Annotated in this window: 19 protein-coding genes; 18 read left to right on the forward strand and 1 reads right to left on the reverse strand. The window is 52.3% G+C overall.

Annotated features, from left to right (window positions below):
• Nucleotides 1-53: 53 nt before the first annotated feature.
• From NSQ24_RS12355 to NSQ24_RS12380, 6 genes are all read left to right on the forward strand, one after another.
• On the forward strand, nt 54-461 hold the full coding sequence (locus tag NSQ24_RS12355; RefSeq protein WP_003387059.1) for a DUF2487 family protein: 408 nt from the start codon (nt 54-56) through the stop codon (nt 459-461).
• A 229-nt stretch (nt 462-690) separates the two neighbouring features.
• Complete coding sequence (locus NSQ24_RS12360; RefSeq protein ID WP_003387058.1) at nt 691-1,209, forward strand: ubiquinol-cytochrome c reductase iron-sulfur subunit; 519 nt, start codon at nt 691-693, stop codon at nt 1,207-1,209.
• Nucleotide 1,210: 1 nt separating this feature from the next.
• Nucleotides 1,211-1,882, forward strand: coding sequence for a cytochrome b6 (locus tag NSQ24_RS12365; RefSeq protein WP_003387057.1), 672 nt, complete (start codon nt 1,211-1,213; stop codon nt 1,880-1,882).
• 26 nt (nt 1,883-1,908) lie between these two features.
• Nucleotides 1,909-2,706 (forward strand): menaquinol-cytochrome c reductase cytochrome b/c subunit, encoded by a 798-nt coding sequence (locus tag NSQ24_RS12370; RefSeq protein WP_003387056.1) that lies wholly within the window; start codon nt 1,909-1,911, stop codon nt 2,704-2,706.
• A 74-nt stretch (nt 2,707-2,780) separates the two neighbouring features.
• Complete coding sequence (locus tag NSQ24_RS12375) at nt 2,781-3,380, forward strand: DUF1405 domain-containing protein (RefSeq protein WP_003387055.1); 600 nt, start codon at nt 2,781-2,783, stop codon at nt 3,378-3,380.
• A 48-nt stretch (nt 3,381-3,428) separates the two neighbouring features.
• Complete coding sequence (locus NSQ24_RS12380) at nt 3,429-4,244, forward strand: sporulation protein YpjB (RefSeq protein WP_031933269.1); 816 nt, start codon at nt 3,429-3,431, stop codon at nt 4,242-4,244.
• Nucleotides 4,245-4,386: 142 nt separating this feature from the next.
• Here NSQ24_RS12380 and NSQ24_RS12385 read toward each other — a convergent pair whose 3' ends face one another.
• Nucleotides 4,387-5,244: a YitT family protein gene (locus NSQ24_RS12385; RefSeq protein WP_003387053.1), complete on the reverse strand. Its 858-nt coding sequence runs from the start codon at nt 5,242-5,244 to the stop codon at nt 4,387-4,389.
• 332 nt (nt 5,245-5,576) lie between these two features.
• On the opposite strand from NSQ24_RS12385, the gene NSQ24_RS12390 reads away from it, so the two are divergent.
• From NSQ24_RS12390 to dinG, 12 genes are all read left to right on the forward strand, one after another.
• Nucleotides 5,577-5,918 (forward strand): nucleotide pyrophosphohydrolase, encoded by a 342-nt coding sequence (locus NSQ24_RS12390; RefSeq protein WP_003387052.1) that lies wholly within the window; start codon nt 5,577-5,579, stop codon nt 5,916-5,918.
• On the forward strand, nt 5,918-6,670 hold the full coding sequence (gene dapB, locus NSQ24_RS12395) for a 4-hydroxy-tetrahydrodipicolinate reductase (RefSeq protein WP_003387051.1): 753 nt from the start codon (nt 5,918-5,920) through the stop codon (nt 6,668-6,670). The genes NSQ24_RS12390 and dapB overlap by 1 nt, the downstream gene beginning before the upstream one ends.
• A gap of 54 nt (nt 6,671-6,724) precedes the next feature.
• Nucleotides 6,725-7,126 carry a methylglyoxal synthase gene (locus tag NSQ24_RS12400; RefSeq protein ID WP_003387049.1) on the forward strand — a complete coding sequence of 134 codons (402 nt, stop codon included), beginning with the start codon at nt 6,725-6,727 and terminating at the stop codon, nt 7,124-7,126.
• A 5-nt stretch (nt 7,127-7,131) separates the two neighbouring features.
• Nucleotides 7,132-7,827: a bacillithiol biosynthesis deacetylase BshB1 gene (gene bshB1, locus NSQ24_RS12405; protein WP_003387048.1), complete on the forward strand. Its 696-nt coding sequence runs from the start codon at nt 7,132-7,134 to the stop codon at nt 7,825-7,827.
• A gap of 18 nt (nt 7,828-7,845) precedes the next feature.
• Nucleotides 7,846-8,967 (forward strand): N-acetyl-alpha-D-glucosaminyl L-malate synthase BshA, encoded by a 1,122-nt coding sequence (gene bshA, locus NSQ24_RS12410; RefSeq protein WP_031933270.1) that lies wholly within the window; start codon nt 7,846-7,848, stop codon nt 8,965-8,967.
• 132 nt (nt 8,968-9,099) lie between these two features.
• Nucleotides 9,100-10,323 (forward strand): CCA tRNA nucleotidyltransferase, encoded by a 1,224-nt coding sequence (locus tag NSQ24_RS12415; protein WP_024985007.1) that lies wholly within the window; start codon nt 9,100-9,102, stop codon nt 10,321-10,323.
• The gene (locus tag NSQ24_RS12420; protein WP_311067559.1) at nt 10,313-11,296 is read left to right on the forward strand and encodes a biotin--[acetyl-CoA-carboxylase] ligase; all 984 of its coding nucleotides are present in this window, start codon (nt 10,313-10,315) and stop codon (nt 11,294-11,296) included. The genes NSQ24_RS12415 and NSQ24_RS12420 overlap by 11 nt, the downstream gene beginning before the upstream one ends.
• Nucleotides 11,297-11,559: 263 nt before the next feature.
• Nucleotides 11,560-12,423 carry a 3-methyl-2-oxobutanoate hydroxymethyltransferase gene (gene panB / locus NSQ24_RS12425; protein ID WP_003387044.1) on the forward strand — a complete coding sequence of 288 codons (864 nt, stop codon included), beginning with the start codon at nt 11,560-11,562 and terminating at the stop codon, nt 12,421-12,423.
• Nucleotides 12,420-13,280: a pantoate--beta-alanine ligase gene (gene panC / locus NSQ24_RS12430; protein ID WP_003387043.1), complete on the forward strand. Its 861-nt coding sequence runs from the start codon at nt 12,420-12,422 to the stop codon at nt 13,278-13,280. Before panB ends, panC begins: the two co-directional genes overlap by 4 nt.
• A 23-nt stretch (nt 13,281-13,303) precedes the next feature.
• Nucleotides 13,304-13,687: an aspartate 1-decarboxylase gene (panD, locus tag NSQ24_RS12435; RefSeq protein WP_003387042.1), complete on the forward strand. Its 384-nt coding sequence runs from the start codon at nt 13,304-13,306 to the stop codon at nt 13,685-13,687.
• 76 nt (nt 13,688-13,763) lie between these two features.
• Nucleotides 13,764-15,329, forward strand: coding sequence for a tetratricopeptide repeat protein (locus NSQ24_RS12440; RefSeq protein WP_003387041.1), 1,566 nt, complete (start codon nt 13,764-13,766; stop codon nt 15,327-15,329).
• An 87-nt stretch (nt 15,330-15,416) separates the two neighbouring features.
• Nucleotides 15,417-18,341: an ATP-dependent DNA helicase DinG gene (gene dinG, locus NSQ24_RS12445; protein WP_031933272.1), complete on the forward strand. Its 2,925-nt coding sequence runs from the start codon at nt 15,417-15,419 to the stop codon at nt 18,339-18,341.
• Nucleotides 18,342-18,374 lie beyond the last annotated feature (33 nt).

Genomic DNA, 18,374 nt, shown 5'->3' on the forward strand with positions numbered 1-18,374 from the left:
GGATTTCGTGATACGCTAGTCTCCAGAAAAAAACAGGAAAGAGGAGACGGCATATGCAATGGAACATACAGGAAATGGAAAAGTGGGAGGAGTTGCAGCCCTTCGTGGATACTGCGCTGCTCCCTCTTTATTTGTACCGTCCGGACACAAAGCTCGTGGATCATGTGATGAGAACGAGTTATCTGTTAAATGTGGCAGCCTCGATTGAGCAGAAGTTGAAGGGGAGAGTGCTTCTGTTTCCACTCTGCTACCAATTTGGGCACGAACCGATCCCGCAGCAGTTTCCCGAGGGCTTTCAGCATTGCATCCTGCTTCAGTTCAGCGGAGATGATATCAAGCTGCTCGGTCAAGAAGCGCGCAGGCTGACAGTTGGCGATGAGGACCTCGATTCCCCCCTCCGGTTCGAGGTTACGGTCGACATTTTGACTCAGGAAGTCATCCGCATGTGGCAGGAGAAATAGAGGCATTAATGCTTGATATTTTTGGAGACACTAGGAAAATCAGAGAAGCAATATGCCATATTTGACAAAATGGTAACAATCTCTTCTACTTGCGCGATTGCCATGCGGCATGTCTATTGGACATTCTTGACATCTTTTTAGGCGTTAGCTATGATTGGGATTGACCTAGTGTATATGTATTGAAAACGCCATCGTTGTGCGATTCTACAGGATAAGGAGGGAAAAAGAGATGGGCGATAACAGAGAAATTTCCAGGCGAACATTTCTAAACTACGCACTTATGGGAACTGGCGGGTTCCTTGCTGCGGGTATGATCACACCTATGATCCGTTTTGCGGTCGACCCCTTGCTCAAGGGCCATGCGGGTGGAGATACAGTAGCTGTTGGTAGTGTCGATGATTTTGGTCCAGAGCCAAAGCTTGTGGAATTTAAGGTACATACCAAGGACGGTTGGTATGAATCCGAATCGACCTTGTCTGCATGGGTAACCAAGAATGAGAAGGGTGAGATTCTCGCTCTGTCCCCAATCTGTAAGCACTTGGGTTGCACGGTCAACTGGAATACCGACCCGAATCATCCAAACGAGTATTTCTGCCCGTGCCACCTTGGACGCTATGACATTGAAGGGGCACACATTCTGGGTACACCGCCGACAGCATCCCTCGATGAATACGAGACGGAAGTAAAAGACGGCAAGCTCTATCTGGGCAAACTGAAACCAAATCCACGTCCGGGGGTGAGTGGCTAACATGTTGCAAAAAATGTATGACTGGGTCGATGAACGCTTAAACATTACTCCGATGTGGCGGGATTTGGCCGACCATGAAGTACCGGAGCACGTAAACCCTGCTCACCATTTCTCTGCATTTGTTTACTGCTTTGGTGGCCTTACGTTCTTTATTACAGTCATTCAAATTCTGTCTGGTATGTTCTTGACCATGTACTATGTACCAGATATTATCAACGCGTACGAATCGGTAAAATACCTGCAGAACGAAGTAGCCTTTGGCGTAATCGTTCGCGGTATGCACCACTGGGGAGCCAGCTTGGTTATCGTAATGATGTTCCTACATACATTGCGCGTATTCTTTACCGGTTCCTACAAGCGTCCACGCGAACTGAACTGGGTAGTGGGCGTTCTGATCTTTTTCGTAATGCTCGGCCTCGGTTTCACCGGTTACCTGCTTCCTTGGGATAACACTGCGTACTTCGCAACAAAGGTAGGTCTGGAGATCGCAAACTCTGTTCCCCTGATCGGACCTTATTTGAAGACGCTGCTGACCGGTGGGGACATCGTAGGGGCGACGACGCTTTCTCGCTTCTTCGCGATTCACGTGTTCTTCCTCCCAGGCGCACTGCTTGGACTGTTGGGAGCTCACTTCGTTATGATTCGGGTGCAAGGTATTTCGGGCCCACTATAAGTTTTCGATACTAAGGAGGTATTAGCATGGCAAAACAGGACAAAGATGCTACCTTCGTCGGAGACTCCCGAATATCGGCGAAGCGCATCCCGAATATTGCCCCATCTTATTCGGATTTTCCGGGAAAATCCGAGCCGTTTTGGCCGAACTTCCTGCTGAAAGAATGGATGGTCGCAGCTGTTTGTTTGGTCGGTTTCCTGGTGTTAACGGTTTCACACCCATCGCCTTTGACCGATCTGGCAAACCCGAACGACACTTCGTTCATCCCGCTGCCTGACTGGTACTTCTTGTTCCTGTACCAATTGCTCAAGTATCCTTGGGCTGCAGGGGACTGGGTCGTCCTCGGAACAGTTGTCATCCCAGGTATTGCGTTCGGTGCTTTGATGCTGGCACCTTGGCTGGACACTGGTAAAGACCGCCGTCCGTCTCGTCGTCCTGTTGCGACAGGCCTGATGCTGACAGCGTTGGTTGGTATCTTTTACCTGACTTGGGCAGCTGACCATGAGCACTCTCTGAACCATGCCTCCAGCAAGGGCGGAAGCGGCGGACACGGCGGTGGCTCCGGCGCTGCTGCTCCTGCAGCACCAGCCGACCCAAGCTTCAAGCCAGATCCTCTCTGGACAGCACAAACGGGTTGCATGGGTTGCCACGGCAAAAACATGGAAGGCGCACTCGGACCGAATCTGCAAAAGATCGGTAGCCAGCTCGACGCTGCACAGATTGCAGAAGTCATCAAGAACGGTAAAGGACAGATGCCTGGCGGCCTGATTCAGGACGAGGCAGAGATCCAAAAACTTGCAGAGTACCTGGCATCCTTGAAATAAGCCTATAAAGAAAAAGCTGACTGTCGTTCGGTCAGCTTTTTCTTTAGCGGCGAACATAGCGGGAGACGATTTTCATGAGCTTGTTATGGGAGTGGTTTTGGCAGTCATTAGGGAAAAGGTGGTTTCTCTGGACCCTGTTTGTCGTAAACTTGCTAGGAACCATTTATGGATTCATCTGGTACGGCAATCAATTAGCTGACACACCGGCGTATCTTCGCTTGTTCGTCCCGGACAGCCCGACAGGCAGTGGTTTGTTTACCCTGGTGTTGCTAACGTATTTGCTCGGACGCCACATTCCTGTTTTGGAAGCCCTCGCTGGCATTACTAATTTTAAATACGGCATATGGGCGGTAGCGATTATCATTGCCGGCTGGATGATGGGGAATCCCATTCGCGGAACCGATATTATGCTGTTGGTTTCTCATACTGGAATGGCCGCCGAGTCCGTGTTGTATGCTCGTTTTTATAAATTGAGCTGGCTTCCTGTAGGAATTGCTGCACTATGGACATTGAACAATGATTTCCTCGATTATGTGATGGATATTCATCCGTGGCTGCCTGCCGTGCTCGATCCCTATACGGGTATCATCGGTTTTTGTACAGTGCTTCTCAGTATCGTTTCGATCTCGATTATTTGGTTTGCCAATATGCGATTCGGCAGAAACAAGGTCTAAACATGTCCTCCTTTCCATAGGTTGTACTAAGGGAAGGAGGGTTTTTGTGTGAAGAAGAACATCCGGTTCCTGCTGTTCTTCCTGGTGATCGGCTTGCTCTTATCGTGGCCGATTCATTCATTACTGACGAACCTTGAGCGGCCGGCGGAGGAAAAGCAGCTTGCCGCATTGGATGACATAGCTCATCAGATGTTGGACGCAGCACGAAAAGGGGACCTGGAGTCGGCCCGGCAGCGGGTCCGGATGCTGGCAGAGCAGTTCCCTCATCTGCAGCTGCCGGAAACGCTGAGAATCGAAAGCTTGAATGCGGTCACGCAATCAATTCTTGCTGCCAGGAACGGCTTGAACAACACGGCGCTCGATGAGCAGCAACTGCTGGAGCATGCTACTCGTGTACGAGTCGTTATCGACGCGCTGACACATGATCATCAGCCGATGTGGAGGGGCTATTACACGTCCGTTTCTGCACAGCTGCAGGATTTGTTGGAATCTGCGGTCAAGCGTGATTACGCTCATTTTCGCGAACAATTCGAAGAAAACTCTCGGTTGTATCACGTGATCAGACCAGCGATGACGATCCATCTTCCCGAACAACAGCTAAAGAAAATCGATTCGGCATATGACGCCATCTCCAAGGAAATGAGGAACAGCAAAATCGAATGGAATCAAATCCGGAGCGCTCTGCGGGAACTGCAAACCAGCATGCAGGAAGCTTTTATCGGCGAAGACAAGAGCACGATTGCCTACCTGATCAGCAGCGAATCGCCTTTTGGATTGATTTTCAGCATCGTAGCGGCTGTTTTGATGACCTTGGCCTACGTAGCGTGGAAAAAGTATCAGGGACAGTTCCGGACGGTATCGTAGCAGCGTGGAGGAGATAGATGCTGAAGCTAACCGCCTTATGCCTGCCCTCTTTTTCTTCTTATTAGGCTTTTATACTTTCCCGAAAAAAACACCTCGAGATGAAAAAATCCCGAGGTGTTTTCCCGTTGATTGGCTTAAATCGTTAACTCCGTATAGGCTGCTTGTTTTCGTCCAATGTAAAGCCTTCGCCAAGCACCTCATGAACATCATTGACGATCACAAACGCGTGAGGATCGATGCCCTGTACGATGCTTTTGTAGCGCATTACCTCATTTCGGCTAACGACGACATAGACGACTTGCTTTTCTGCGCCGGAGAATGCCCCTTTTCCCGCCAAAAGTGTTACGCCGCGGCCAAGGTCAAGAATTTGTTTGGCAATGTCGTCTGCGTGATCGGAAATGATGGTGAGCGCTTTTCCGGCATACGCTCCATCCTGAAAAAAGTCGATCACTCGCGCAGCGATAAATACCGCCACCAGCGTGTACATCGCGCTTTCCACATTCAAATAGACAAGGGATGCTCCGATGACGAGAATATCTCCGAAAAAGAGTGTACGTCCCATGCTAATTCCCATGTATTTTTGCAGCAATCGGGCAATGATGTCGACTCCACCCGTCGTTCCGTCGTATCGGAAAATGATCCCCAGTCCGACACCTACAGCAACCCCGGCAAACAGGGAGGCGAGCAGGCGGTCCTGCATCGGCATCGGGTAGACACCTTCAAACAAGGAGAGAAAAACGGATAACGAGACAGTTCCCAAAATGGTATAGATGAAAGCAGTCCGCCCCAAAACCTTCCAGCCGAGGATGAACAGGGGAATGTTCAGCAAGAAAAACACAATACCTTGGTCGACGCTCGGGAAAAGCAGCTTGATCAAGATACTGATCCCTGTGATTCCGCCTTCTGCCAGGTTATTGGGAATATTAAAGGCGTTAATGCCAAACCCCATGATGGCAGAACCAATGATGATGGCAATAATGCTTGTCAACCGAATTTTCATAAAGTCCTCCTTAAACTGGCGAAACTGCCTCGAATAAGCTTCCATGCGCAGCCAGATCCCGTGCCCTTCGGGTGCCTCCTTAAACTGGCGAAACTGCCTCGAATAAGCATCCATGCGCAGCCAGATCCCGTGCCCTTCGGGTGCCTCCTTCATACTGGCGAAACTTTGTTTATCATACCTAGTTGCTTTGATGTATACGACAGCCATTATAATTGAAGGCTGATGGAAATGTCCATATGCTGCCAGTCGCAGCGTATTGAGATTTGGCAAACGGCCCTGTTTCGGTTACGATAAAGGCAATGGCAAATCAAGGCTGCAAAAGGAGTGACCCGATGACTCAGCGCAAAACCCTGGAGGAAATCCAGCAAGAAGTAGATCAATACATATCACAGTTTAAAGAAGGTTATTTTTCCCCCTTGGCAATGATGGCCCGAATGACAGAAGAAGTGGGCGAGCTGGCAAGGGAGATCAATCATTTTTACGGCGAAAAGCCAAAGAAAAAGGATGAGGGCGAAAAAACGGTCGAAGAGGAGCTGGGTGATGTTTTCTTTATTGTGCTCTGTTTTGCCAATTCGCTCGGCATCGACCTGCAAGAGGCATTTGACCGTATCATGCATAAGTTCAACACACGGGATAAAGACCGGTGGACAAGAATAGAGGAGACGGAAGAATGATGGAAAAACAGATTCGTATCGCGGTTGCAGGAGCGCAAGGCCGAATGGGACAAGAAGTCGTCAAAATGCTTGGCGAGGATCAGGAGCTGGTCTATACTGGAGCATTGGACACGAGGGTGAGTGATGAAGAAATTGAGCGGCAGCTGGCAGAGATGAAGCCGGATGTGCTGGTTGACTTCACGACTCCGCATACGGTTTATCGGCATATGGAGCTGTGCTTGCGTCACAATGTAAGACCGGTTGTCGGGACGACCGGGCTTACTCCGGAGCAATTGGAAGACTTGACGGCCCGCTATAAAGAAGCGGGGCTTGGAGCCATTATTGCCCCGAACTTTGCGATCGGGGCCATTTTGTGCATGAAATTCGCGGCGATGGCAGCAAAATACATGCCGCATGTGGAAATTATCGAGCTTCACCACGATAAAAAGCTGGATGCACCAAGCGGAACCGCATTGAAAACAGCAGAAATGATCGCTGCTGTCCGGGAGAACATGAAGCAAGGGCATCCGGAAGAGAAAGAAACAATCGCTGGAGCCAGGGGCGCTGACTACGATGGTTTTCGCATCCACAGCGTTCGTTTGCCGGGGATGGTGGCTCATCAGGAAGTGCTGTTTGGAGCGACTGGTCAGACTCTTTCGATTCGGCACGATTCGATCAACCGCGAATCGTTCATGCCTGGCGTGAACATGGCCATTAAAGCCGTGATGAACCTCAATCAATTGGTCTATGGACTGGAGCATTTGATCGACTAGGTTGCATTTTTAAACGATCGTTTAATTCCTACTGACAGCAAGGGAGAGGTCTGATTGAAAATCGCATTGATTGCCCATGACCGGATGAAAGAAGAGATTGTAAACCTATCCATGGCGTACGAAGGCATTTTATCTGAACACGAGCTGTATGCAACCGGTACGACAGGTCTTCGGATCATGGAGGCGACCTCCTTGACCCTGACTCGTTTCCTTTCCGGACCGCTTGGTGGTGACCAACAGATTGGGGCCATGATCGCACGGAATGAAATGGATCTGATCATCTTCCTGCGCGACCCGCTGACGGCTCAGCCTCATGAGCCGGATATTATCGCTTTGCTGAGACTTTGCGACGTGCACAAAATCCCGTTTGCCACCAATCTGGGAACGGCTGAGGTCTTATTGAAAGCTCTGGAACGCGGTGAGCTTAGCTGGCGGGAAATTGTTCACAAGGAGTGAAACGCATGGATCGTGTAGATATCCTGGCAATCGGAGCGCATCCCGATGACGTGGAAATAGGCGCCGCAGGAACCTTGCTGCTCGCCACAAAACGAGGAGAGCGTGTCGGAATCCTGGACTTGACCTATGCAGAGCTCTCTTCCAATGGGACCGTAGAGCGCAGGCAGCAGGAAGCAGCGGCGGCAGACCGGGCTTTAGGGGGAATTACAAGGTACAATTTCGGGTTGCCTGACCGCGGCCTGGAAGCTGTAAAGGAAGAGGCTATCAGCCGGACGGTCGATTTGATTCGGCAGATCAAACCGCGCGTTGTGCTCGCTCCTTATTGGCAAGACCGGCATCCCGATCACGAAAGCGTGAGCAGAATCGTCCGCGAAGCCGTGTTTTCCGCGGGAATCCGCAAGTACCCGGCTGGCCTGTCGCTTCCTGCTTATCGTCCGGAAAAACTGTTGTACTACTTTATCAATACGACCGTGACACCAAATGTCGTTGTAGACATTACATCTGTCTACAAAGAAAAAATGGATGTGCTGCGCTGTTACCGGAGCCAATTTGAACGTGAAGAGGGGACAGTCGCTACCCCGTTGAATAACGGCTATCTGGAATCAGTGGAATACCGGGAGCGGTTATTCGGACAGCAGTCTGGTGTTATGTATGCCGAAGGGTTTGTCAGCGCCACACCCTATGTGCTGGATCGTTTGTAAACAGAGGTGAAATCAAGAATGAACATCGGAATTACCTGCTATCCGTCACTGGGAGGTTCTGGCGTTGTGGCGACAGAGCTGGGGAAGCTTCTTGCCGAACGCGGGCATCAGGTGCATTTCATTACATCAAGCATGCCGTTTCGCCTCGGGAAGTTTCACCCCAACATTTTTTATCACGAGGTAGAGGTCAGTCATTACGACGTCTTCAAATATCCGCCCTATGATCTGACGCTGGCGAACCGCATGGCACAAGTGGCAAAGAACGAGAAGCTGGACGTTCTGCATGTTCACTACGCCGTACCGCATGCTCTCTGTGCCTATCTGGCCAAACAGATGGTGGGCGAGCAGCTTAAAATCGTCACGACTTTGCACGGGACCGATATCACGGTGCTCGGTTACGATTCGAGCTTGAGCAGCCTGATCCGCTTTGGGATCGAACAAAGCGACATGGTCACGGCGGTATCCCATGATTTGATACGCCAGACAAAAGAATTGCTTCACGTGGAGAAAGACATTGTCCCTGTGTATAACTTCGTCGACAAGCGCCGGTACTACCCCAAGGAAGTAAGCGAAATCAAGCGGGTATTTGCCCCGAACGGCGAGAAAATTATCATGCATATTTCCAACTTCCGACCGGTCAAGCGTTCACAGGACGTGATTGAAGTCTTCGCAAGGGTCCGGGATCAGATGCCGGCAAAGCTGCTGTTGATCGGAGAAGGGCCTGATCTGAGCATGGTACGCCAGAAAATCGTTGAAAAAGGCCTGGAGGGAGACGTTCATTTCCTCGGGAAGCAGGAGGATGTTGCCGAAGTCATCTCGATGGCGGATGTGATGCTGCTTCCTTCCGAAAAAGAGAGCTTTGGACTCGTAGCCTTGGAAGCGATGGCATGTGGCGTACCTGTGGTCGCTACACTGGCTGGCGGCTTGCCGGAAGTCGTGTTGGACGGCGTGTGCGGGTTTCTCCGCCCAATCGGAGATGTGGCTGGAATGGCTGAACAGACGCTGCGTTTACTGCAGGATGAAGAATTGTACGCCCGCTTTTCCCGGAGCAGCATCGAGCGCTCATGTGAAACATTTTGTCACGACAAGATCGCTTCGGAGTACGAGTCGCTCTATCTGCAATTAATCAATCAATCTTGATTTATGGACGGAACGGACCGGACTGCTTTTTGCAAGCTGAAACAGCTTCGAAATCATAATAAATAAACCCATGAGAAATTTCATCAACTACGCCTCCTACTAACCAGGGCGGACGAAAACGGAGTGTAACGTGTGGGAAAGAAACAGGCAGAAATCATTTTGAAAATACTGGAGGAAAACGGGTACGAGGCTTATTTCGTCGGCGGTTGCGTCCGTGACTGGCTGCTGAATAGACCTGTGCATGATATAGACATATGTACCAATGCCCATCCAGGCGACGTGATGCGCTTGTTCCCCGACCATGTGCCGACAGGACTCAAGCATGGGACTGTTTCTGTCAAGCTGGACGGCTCGCTCTATGAAGTGACGACCTATCGCACTGAAGGAAGGTATGAAGATTTTCGCAGGCCGAGCGAAGTCAGTTTTGTCTCGGAGCTGCGAATCGATTTGGAGCGAAGGGACTTTACGATGAATGCCATTGCCATGGATCGGAATGGCTGTTTGAAAGACCCCCTTCAGGGCAAGGCTGATCTGGAAAACGGTCTGATTCGCGCGGTAGGCATACCGGTTCAACGCTTTCGAGAGGATGCGCTTCGTATTTTGCGGGCTGTTCGCTTTGCCGCACAATTACACTTTCAGATCGAGCCCGCAACTCTTGCAGCCATGAGCGAAACCTCTTTTCTGCTGTCCCATATCGCGATGGAGCGAGTTCGTGATGAACTGCATAAAATCATGGACAGTCCAGCGCCGGAGGTAGGGGCAAGGCTTTTGGCGGAGACGGCAGCACTGCACACATCACCTTTGCTGCAGCGCCTTTTCTCGGTGAGACAGGAGTATGTCTCGCGATTGCCTTTCCTTGCGAACCTTCCGCAAAAATGGGCATTGCTGATGTATGCGGCCGGGCTTGACCCCGATCAGGCAAGAGGCGTTTGCCATGAGCTGAAGCTGTCAAAACGGGAGACAGAAGCGGTCTGTTCCTTTGTCCAGCATATTACGCAATTGAAGCCGAAATGGGATGAACCAACTGTGATCGACTGGAGGCCCCTGCTCTTGCAAACGGGTTTGCCGTTCTGTCTGGAGCTGTCGAATCTTCTTGAGGCCGTATGGAAAAACATGCCGGCTCTTGATTTGAAAAAATCATTGGAAGATACCTGCGAAAAAATGCCTGTCAAATCGGTGCAGGAATTGGCCTTGAACGGAAAGCAACTGTATACGTTGCTGGACAAAAAGCCCGGCCAATGGGTACAGCACATGCTGCAGCATCTGTGGGAGCAGACGGCATTTTACGGTTTGGCGAATACGCCGGAGGCATTGCTTGAGGAAGCGAAGAAAGAGGTTGCCCGTCATGAATATTAAGCAAGAGATTATCAAGGCATTTCATGAAAAACCCGGGGAGTTCATCTCCGGGGAGGAGCTGAGTCAGACCTGTGGATGCTCGCGTACAGCGATCTGGAAGCATATCGAGGAGCTGCGCAAGGACGGGTATGAGTTTGAGGCTCTGCGGAAATCAGGCTATCGCTTGATCGCTGCACCCGACCGCCTTTCAGCGGAGGAGATCAGAGCCGGACTCAGCACCTATCGGATCGGCCAGCAGGTTCTGGCGTATGACACCGTTCTCTCGACGCAGCCATTGGCGCACGAGGCTGCCGCCAAAGGTGCGCCTGAGGGAACACTAGTGATCGCGGAGCAGCAAACGGGCGGAAAGGGACGACTTGGCCGCCCCTGGCATTCTCCGAGGGGGACCGGCATCTGGATGAGTCTGATCATCAGACCCGAAATTCCGCTGCCCAAAACTCCGCAAATGACGCTGTTGACCGCGGTAGCGTTGGCCAAGACGATGTGGGAAGCAACCGGCGTTGACATCAAAATAAAGTGGCCCAATGATCTTTTTATCGGCGACAAGAAGGTCAGCGGAGTTTTGACGGAATTGAATGCAGAGTCGGACCGCGTCAACTACCTGGTGATCGGAATGGGGATCAACGCCAATCTCGAGCAAAAGGACGTCCCGCCGGAGCTGTCCTCGATCGCGACTTCCCTTCGCATCGAATCGGGCAAGCCGATCAAGCGGGTCGCTTTCATCCAGCGCTTTTGCGAGAATTTTGAGCGGGAATACGATCACTATTTGCGGGAGGGCTTTGAGCGGGTCAAATCGGAATGGGAGCAGCACTCCTATACGATCGGCAAATGGATTACCGTGAGCACGATTCAGTATACGCTCGAAGGAAGGGCGATTGGCCTGGACGAGGAAGGCGTGCTGATCCTGGAAGACGCTACTGGAAAGAGGCACAAGGTGTACTCGGCAGACGTCAATTATGGTGCAAATTCCTGATTCTTTTGATATACTCCATGAGTGGAGGCTGTATCGGGTTTCCGACCGGCACTCCCGTATGTGGGGTTTTTCTTTTCATTCTGTGTAATGCTATGGACAACAATCTGCTCAGAGCCTGTGTGGACCGAGACAGAAGGAATCCGGCGACATTGATGATGTTGCCAGGTATTTGCGTGGACAACCTTCTCCCTTTATCGGCGAGAAGGTTTTTTCGTTTCCGTACTGGTCTCACGGGAAAGGGCGCATGTAGAGGTGGGAGAGAGATGACAAACAACCTGGCGCCGATCACAACGTCTGATCTGCGCGCAAAAAAACATGCGGGCGAACCAATCGCCATGATTACCGCTTACGATTTTCCCTCAGCCAAGCTGGTGGAAGAGGCCGGGGCCGAAATGATCCTTGTCGGTGATTCACTCGGCATGGTCGTACTCGGATACGACTCGACGCTGCCAGTGACAATGGATGACATGCTGCACCATACCAAAGCTGTGACCAGAGCGGCCAAGAGAGCGTTCGTCGTGGCGGATTTGCCGTTTCTCAGCTATCACGGTACCGTAGAAGAAGGCGTGAAAAATGCGGGCAGGCTCTTGCAGGAAGGGTTGGCAAAGGCCGTCAAAATGGAGGGGGGCACCGAACTTGTTCCGCTCGTAAAACGTTGCGTGCAGGCGGGCATACCCGTGATGGGTCATATCGGCTTGACCCCCCAGGCTGTTCATCAATTAGGCGGCTACAAGGTCCAGGGAAGGGATCTGGAAGCGGCGCGCCGGCTGATGGACGAGGCGGAAGCATTGCAGGAGGCAGGCATTTTCTCCCTCGTGCTGGAATGTGTGCCGGAAGAGGTGGCAGCGCTTATTTCCGCCAAACTGGACATTCCGGTTATCGGCATCGGCGCTGGCAGTTCTTGCGATGGACAAGTCCTCGTTTTTCATGACCTGGTGGGGTACGCATCGCAATTGCAGCCGAAGTTCGTGAAACGGTACGCGGATGTCGGCACTTCCATCCGGGACGCAGTGCGTGATTATGTATCCGAAGTAAAGGAACGCCGTTTCCCCGCTCCGGAACATGTCTTTCATGCCAAAGAAGAAATGGTTTCGAAGCTGTACGGAGGAGGGGGATTACGGTCATGATGCAGACCATGCAGCAAGTAGTGACGATTGCCGAGCTGCGGCAGCATCTGAAAGAAGCTCGTCGTCAGGGAAAACGGGTTGGGCTCGTACCGACGATGGGTTACTTGCATGAGGGACACCTCAGTTTGGTGAATGAAGCAAAAAAACACTGTGAGATCGTCGTAATGAGCATTTTCGTCAATCCGCTGCAGTTTGGGCCAAACGAGGATTTTGACCGTTATCCTCGCGATATGGAGCGGGATTTGAAGATGGCGGCGTCTGCCGGTGTTGACTTTGTGTTCTCGCCCAGTGTAGGGGAAATGTACCCGCAGCAAGTAAAAACAAACGTCTCTGTCTCAGGCGTCTCGGAACCGCTCTGCGGCCGCTCCCGTCCCGGTCATTTTGACGGTGTGGCAACAGTCGTTTTGAAGCTGTTCCAGATCGTGCAGCCCGATTACGCCTTTTTTGGACAAAAGGATGCGCAGCAGGTTGCTGTTGTGGAGCAGATGGTACGGGATCTTTCCGTGCCTGTGACCATCATCCCTTGCCCGATTGTCCGCGAAGCAGACGGCGTGGCGATGAGCTCGCGAAATGTTTATCTCAGCGCCGAAGAACGAAAACAGGCTGCTGTCTTGTACCGCAGCCTGCAGCTAGCCGAAAAGAAAGTGGCGAGCGGAGCAGACCTCGATAGCGTCCGGGATGAGATGATCCGTACCATCGAGGCCGAGCCGCTGGCGGACATCGATTATGTAGAGCTGTTGCGATACCCTGATTTGACAAAGCCAGAAGCACCGGAAAAGGGAGACCGGGTATTGATCGCCCTGGCTGTGCGATTTGGCAAAACACGCTTGATTGACAACGTGATTGTGACAGTTTGATGCAGGAAAAGGAGGATTCCCCTTTGTTTCGTACGATGATGAAAGCAAAGATTCACCGGGCAACGGTAACGGAAGCGAATCTGAATTACGTAGGAAGTATTACGATTGACAAGGACATTCTCGATGCCTTGGACATCTTGCCGAATGAAAAAGTGCAGATTGTCAACAACAACAACGGAGCTCGTCTGGAGACGTACGTGATCGAGGGAGAACCGGGAAGCGGCGTTATTTGCCTGAATGGAGCGGCAGCCCGGTTGGTGCAGCCCGGCGATATCGTCATCATCATTTCCTATGCGCTGGTAAGCGATGAAGAAGCCCGCAGCCACAAACCGCGGGTTGCGATCATGGATGAGCACAATAAAATTGCACAGCTTCTCGCCGAGGAAGTACACGCCACCGTCTATTAATCGGGAGAATCTGCATAGAGCCCCATCCCTTGTGAAACAATGAGACTACACACGCCTCACAGGGGGTGGCTTTTTTTTGAAGCTGGAAGAATGGTTTGATACATTGCAAACAAAAGCGGAAACAATTGAACAAAGGTGGCCGGCGGCTTCCGAGCATGAAAAGCTTCAGCTTGCTGATCAGTTGTTTCAGCTTCGCCAGGTAAGCGACAGAGTCGTCGATCTGTGGCTGCAGTTTGAAGAGAAGCTGTCTGCTGCAATTCGGCAGATTAAAAAGATGGAAGGCCAGGATGATGAGCAGGAAGAAGCTTTTGGCGAGCCTCTTGCTGGACAATCGTATACATCACAGGACAAGCCGAAGACCGAGGGGAAACAGCCAAAAGCAGATCAAAACGCTTCCACATCTGCGTGGAAGGATTTGCAATCCGCTTTGACAGACGGCGCGACTACGGCCGAAGAGCAGTCCTTGGCACAAGCAGCTTCCCAGCAAAAGCAGGGTCACCTCGAGTTGCATCGGGAATATGAGCATATGTTTCGGAAAGGAGAGGGCTTTTACCACCTCCGGATGTACCAGGATGCCAAACGCTGTTTTGCCGAGCTGGTAGACCAGTCTCCGGACTGGGAAAGCGGGCGGTTGTATTACGGGTACAGTCTCTTGTTTTGCGGTGAAAAGGAAACGGCGCTGCGGGAATTTCGCCTCCTTAGCAGATCGGCCAGCTCCCCTGCGGTCACGGCGATCAGCTATAATGCCATCGGATGCATCCTGGCCGAAGAACGGCAGTGGCTGGAAGCTGCCCAAGCGTTCAAGGAAGCCGTTTCGATCAAGCCCGATCACCGGGATGCCTGGTTTAACTTGGCGCTGTGCTATCTGGAAGACGGATACATCCACGAGGCCATGGAGACGATCGAGAAGGTGCTCGATGAAGGAGAACAGGATTGGGAAGCGCAGATGCTTTGGCTGCGGGCAGCCCGTCTGCTGCAAATGAGCGACCCGGCAGCGGAGCTGGCGCCGCCTGGCGGACTTAGGCTGCCCAACCGCAATCTTGACAGCGCGACGCTGCAGGAGATGGCCTCCCTCTATGAATCGTTGGGGAATTACCACCGGGCACAGATCTGCTATCACTTCCTGACCGAGCGTTATCCGCAAGACGGCCATGCTTGGCATGGGCTGGCCTGGAACACGTGGCTCATCGCCGGAACGCGCCGCGCTTTGACATTGATGAAAAAGGCGATCGCCCTGGCCCCCGATCAGCTCGACTTTACCTTTAGCTATGGCTGGATGCTGTTATTTGACGGCAAAATCGAAGAGGCATTGGCAGCCTTCCGGTTCATTTTGCTGAAGCAGCGGGATCATCGCCTTGCCCAATCGGGAATGATCACGGCCTATGAATGGATGGGGGATATTTTGGCGGCCAAACAACTGGCAAAGCCGTTTACCGAAGACCAGGATCCATACGTCCGATCACTCGGATACTACCACCTGGGGCGGATCGCCTTGGCAGAGGAAAACTGGCGACTGGCCGAACAATATTTCCGCCGGGTATTGCCGCACAGCGATCACTTCAGGGAAATACCGTTTTATCTGCAAATGTGCGCAGGCAAGCTGGGGGAACACGTAGCCGAGAGCGAACTTTTGCATCCTTGATCAGGGAGCAGGAAATTTCCCGGTCTTTGCCGAAGTGTTAGGGAAGCGGACACGATACGGGCCGCGCAAGTACGAGGTGACCATAGCTTGAATCGTTTCATCGTAGTAGACTTCGAAACCACGGGGAGCCATCCCAGACAGGGAGACAGCATCATTCAGATCGGTGCCGTTACGATTGACGACGGACATATTACCGAGTCATTTTCCACCCTGATCAATCCGGGACAGGCGATTCCCCCTTTTATTAAGCAATTGACTGGCATTACCGACGAGATGGTAGCGGATGCGCCAACAATGGAGGAGGTCCTGCCGCGATTCCTTCGCATGCTGGAAGGACGGGCATTCGTCGCGCATAATGCCAGCTTCGATCTTCAGTTTTTGCAAGAAGCCCTGCTGAGCCAGGGCTATTATACGTTTGACGGATATGTACTGGACACGGTCGAGCTCTCTCGTTTCCTGTTGCCGATGCAAGGCAGCTATCGGTTGGGAGAATTGGCTGATGACCTGCACATTGAACATGATCGTCCGCACCAGGCGGACAGTGACGCTTTGGCTACGGCCCAGCTGTTTTTGCATCTGCTGGACATTATAAATGAGCTGCCTCTGGTGACCATCCAACGCCTGCAGATGCTGGTCTCTTCTTTTCGTTCCGATATTTCGGAGCTCTTGCGGTTCTTTGAGATGAAAAAATGGGGATCGATGGACCAGTTGGATACGCTCGGGCGGGACGCTGACGGGATGTCAGACCCGGACGATTCCGAAAAATGGGATGTGTACAGGCAGCTTGCTCTGCGCAAAAAGCCGGAACGCCTCAAAGCTTCTCTGAAAAGGGAAGAAAGCCCAGGCTTGCCGGCCACTTCTTCGTTTGAGGACATGATCGAACAGATGATTGGGGAAGAAGCCGCATTTTCCCGCAACCTTGCGGGGTACCAGCGGAGGGAGGCCCAAGAATCGATGATGCGGGCCATTTTTGACTCGATGGAGAAGGGATCTCACTTGCTAGTGGAAGCGGGGACCGGCACCGGCAAATCTCTCGCGTATTTGCTGCCGGCCATCCTCTGGTCGAAGCAGCGGCGCGAGCCTGTCGTCATCAGTACGAATACGATTCAGCTCCAGGAGCAGCTGTTTCACAAAGAAATCCCCGCGCTGCAGCAGTCGCTCCCGTTCTCCTTCCGGGCTTCCACGCTCAAGGGGAGAGGGAACTACCTCTGTCTGCGAAAATTTGAACAGAGTCTGGAAGAGTCCATGGAAGGCAGCAGCCAGGAGCTCCGGCTGGTGAAAGGCCAAATGGTGACCTGGCTGACCCAGACCGAGACCGGGGATGTCGAAGAATTAAGCATGCCGTCAACCGGCCAGTTGTACTGGCAGCAGGTGAAAAGCGATACGGATTCATGTCTTCACCGGAATTGTCCATGGTTTAGCCGCTGCTATTACTTTCAGGCGCGGGAAAGAGCCGCCGAAGCAGATGTTCTCATCGTCAATCACGCATTGCTCGTCAGCGATCTGCAGGCTGAGAAAAGAATCCTGCCTGCTCATGACATCACGATCATTGACGAGGCCCATCATTTGGAGAGTGTGGCAACCCACCATCTGGGCAAGCAATTTTCGACGGCCCAGCTCTTGTTTTTGCTGGAGCGAGCCAATCCGGAGGAGGGCAGCTATCTCCACCGTTTTGCCGAGCAGCTCTTGGCTTGGCCAGGAAATGAGAAGGCAGCGGCTGTCAATTCGGTGCGGGCAAGCATGAATGAGCATTTTCTCCGGCTCAAGGAAAAGGCCCAGCAACTGACGCAGTTGTTGTATCAGTGGGCGGCAGACCGAGGAGAAGAGACCTCCGATACCGGAAGAGATACGGTCCGTTACCAGACGCTGTCTTTTTCCGGCAAGCACGAGCGAATCCGAAAAACGGCCCGGCGGGTAATCGAATCGATGTCGATCTACGCGTCTGACCTGGAATCGCTTTTGTCTTCCATGCCATCCGGCGAAAAGCCGTCTTTTGAACTGCAAAGTCTTCATACCGATGCTGCAGGCTTGCTGAAGGAGTGGCAAGAAGGGATGGAAATGGTTCACTTCTTTCTCCTGGAGCCGGATGATGAGTATGTGTGCTGGATGGAAATCGAGTCTCGCACCCCGAAAAAGCAAGTGTACTTTCATGCTGCGCCGCTGCAAGTGGCAACACGCTTGGCGGAACCGCTTTTTGACGAGCGCAGAAGCGTGATTCTCACCTCGGCGACGCTGACAGTCAAAGACAGCTTTTCATATATTCTGGAAAGGATGGGGCTCGACCGGCTGCCAGAGGAGCGCGTCCGAACACTCCAGCTGCCGTCTCCGTTCTGTTATGAAAAGCAAGGGCTCCTGCTGATTCCATCCGATCTGCCTACATTGGGCAAAGAGAGCGAGCAGCAGTACCTCGAGGCCGTGATTCAGGGATGCGTGGATGCCATCAGGGCAGCAGGCGGCCGGACAATGATCCTGTTCACCTCCTATTCGATGCTGCGTGTGGTGTACCAAGGCTTGAAGGAACAACTGGACAACGAGCCTTATACACTGCTCGGACACGGAATCGACAGCAACAACCGGACAAAGCTGGTGCGCATGTTCCAGAGAGAAACAAACAGCGTTCTCCTGGGGACGAGCAGCTTCTGGGAAGGGGTAGATATCCAGGGCGAGGCATTGAGCTGTCTGGTGATTGTACGCCTTCCGTTTACTCCGCCGAACCACCCGATTTATCAGGCGAGGGCAGAGCAGGTAAAAGAGCAGGGCAAAAACGCGTTTATGTCGATCGCTTTGCCTCAGGCTGTCATCCAATTCAAACAAGGGGTCGGAAGACTGATCCGCCACCAGGACGATCGCGGTGTAGTTGTCGTGCTTGATACACGCATCGTGGAATCCCGCTACGGACGCTCGTTTCTCAAATCGCTCCCACCTTTCGATACGAGAACAGGCCCCTGGACAACCCTGCGCGAAGACATCGCTCCGTTTCTTCGGGGCATGCAATCCCTGTCTGATTCATAAAATGAATCAATAGTCTCACAGGGATATAGGTGA

The organism is Brevibacillus sp. FSL L8-0520 (assembly GCF_037963895.1).
Classification (GTDB): Bacteria; Bacillota; Bacilli; order Brevibacillales; family Brevibacillaceae; genus Brevibacillus; species Brevibacillus borstelensis.

Excerpts from the sequence above, each read along its gene's own strand:
- panB (WP_003387044.1), top strand. The coding sequence starts at position 11,560 with ATGACAAACAACCTGGCGCCGATCACAACGTCTGATCTGCGCGCAAAA.
- panC (WP_003387043.1), top strand. The coding sequence starts at position 12,420 with ATGATGCAGACCATGCAGCAAGTAGTGACGATTGCCGAGCTGCGGCAG.
- NSQ24_RS12375 (WP_003387055.1), top strand. The coding sequence starts at position 2,781 with ATGAGCTTGTTATGGGAGTGGTTTTGGCAGTCATTAGGGAAAAGGTGG.
- NSQ24_RS12385 (WP_003387053.1), bottom strand. The coding sequence starts at position 5,244 with ATGAAAATTCGGTTGACAAGCATTATTGCCATCATCATTGGTTCTGCC.
- bshB1 (WP_003387048.1), top strand. The coding sequence starts at position 7,132 with ATGGATCGTGTAGATATCCTGGCAATCGGAGCGCATCCCGATGACGTG.
- NSQ24_RS12390 (WP_003387052.1), top strand. The coding sequence starts at position 5,577 with ATGACTCAGCGCAAAACCCTGGAGGAAATCCAGCAAGAAGTAGATCAA.
- dapB (WP_003387051.1), top strand. The coding sequence starts at position 5,918 with ATGGAAAAACAGATTCGTATCGCGGTTGCAGGAGCGCAAGGCCGAATG.
- NSQ24_RS12420 (WP_311067559.1), top strand. The coding sequence starts at position 10,313 with ATGAATATTAAGCAAGAGATTATCAAGGCATTTCATGAAAAACCCGGG.
- NSQ24_RS12360 (WP_003387058.1), top strand. The coding sequence starts at position 691 with ATGGGCGATAACAGAGAAATTTCCAGGCGAACATTTCTAAACTACGCA.
- NSQ24_RS12370 (WP_003387056.1), top strand. The coding sequence starts at position 1,909 with ATGGCAAAACAGGACAAAGATGCTACCTTCGTCGGAGACTCCCGAATA.
- NSQ24_RS12365 (WP_003387057.1), top strand. The coding sequence starts at position 1,211 with ATGTTGCAAAAAATGTATGACTGGGTCGATGAACGCTTAAACATTACT.
- bshA (WP_031933270.1), top strand. The coding sequence starts at position 7,846 with ATGAACATCGGAATTACCTGCTATCCGTCACTGGGAGGTTCTGGCGTT.
- NSQ24_RS12355 (WP_003387059.1), top strand. The coding sequence starts at position 54 with ATGCAATGGAACATACAGGAAATGGAAAAGTGGGAGGAGTTGCAGCCC.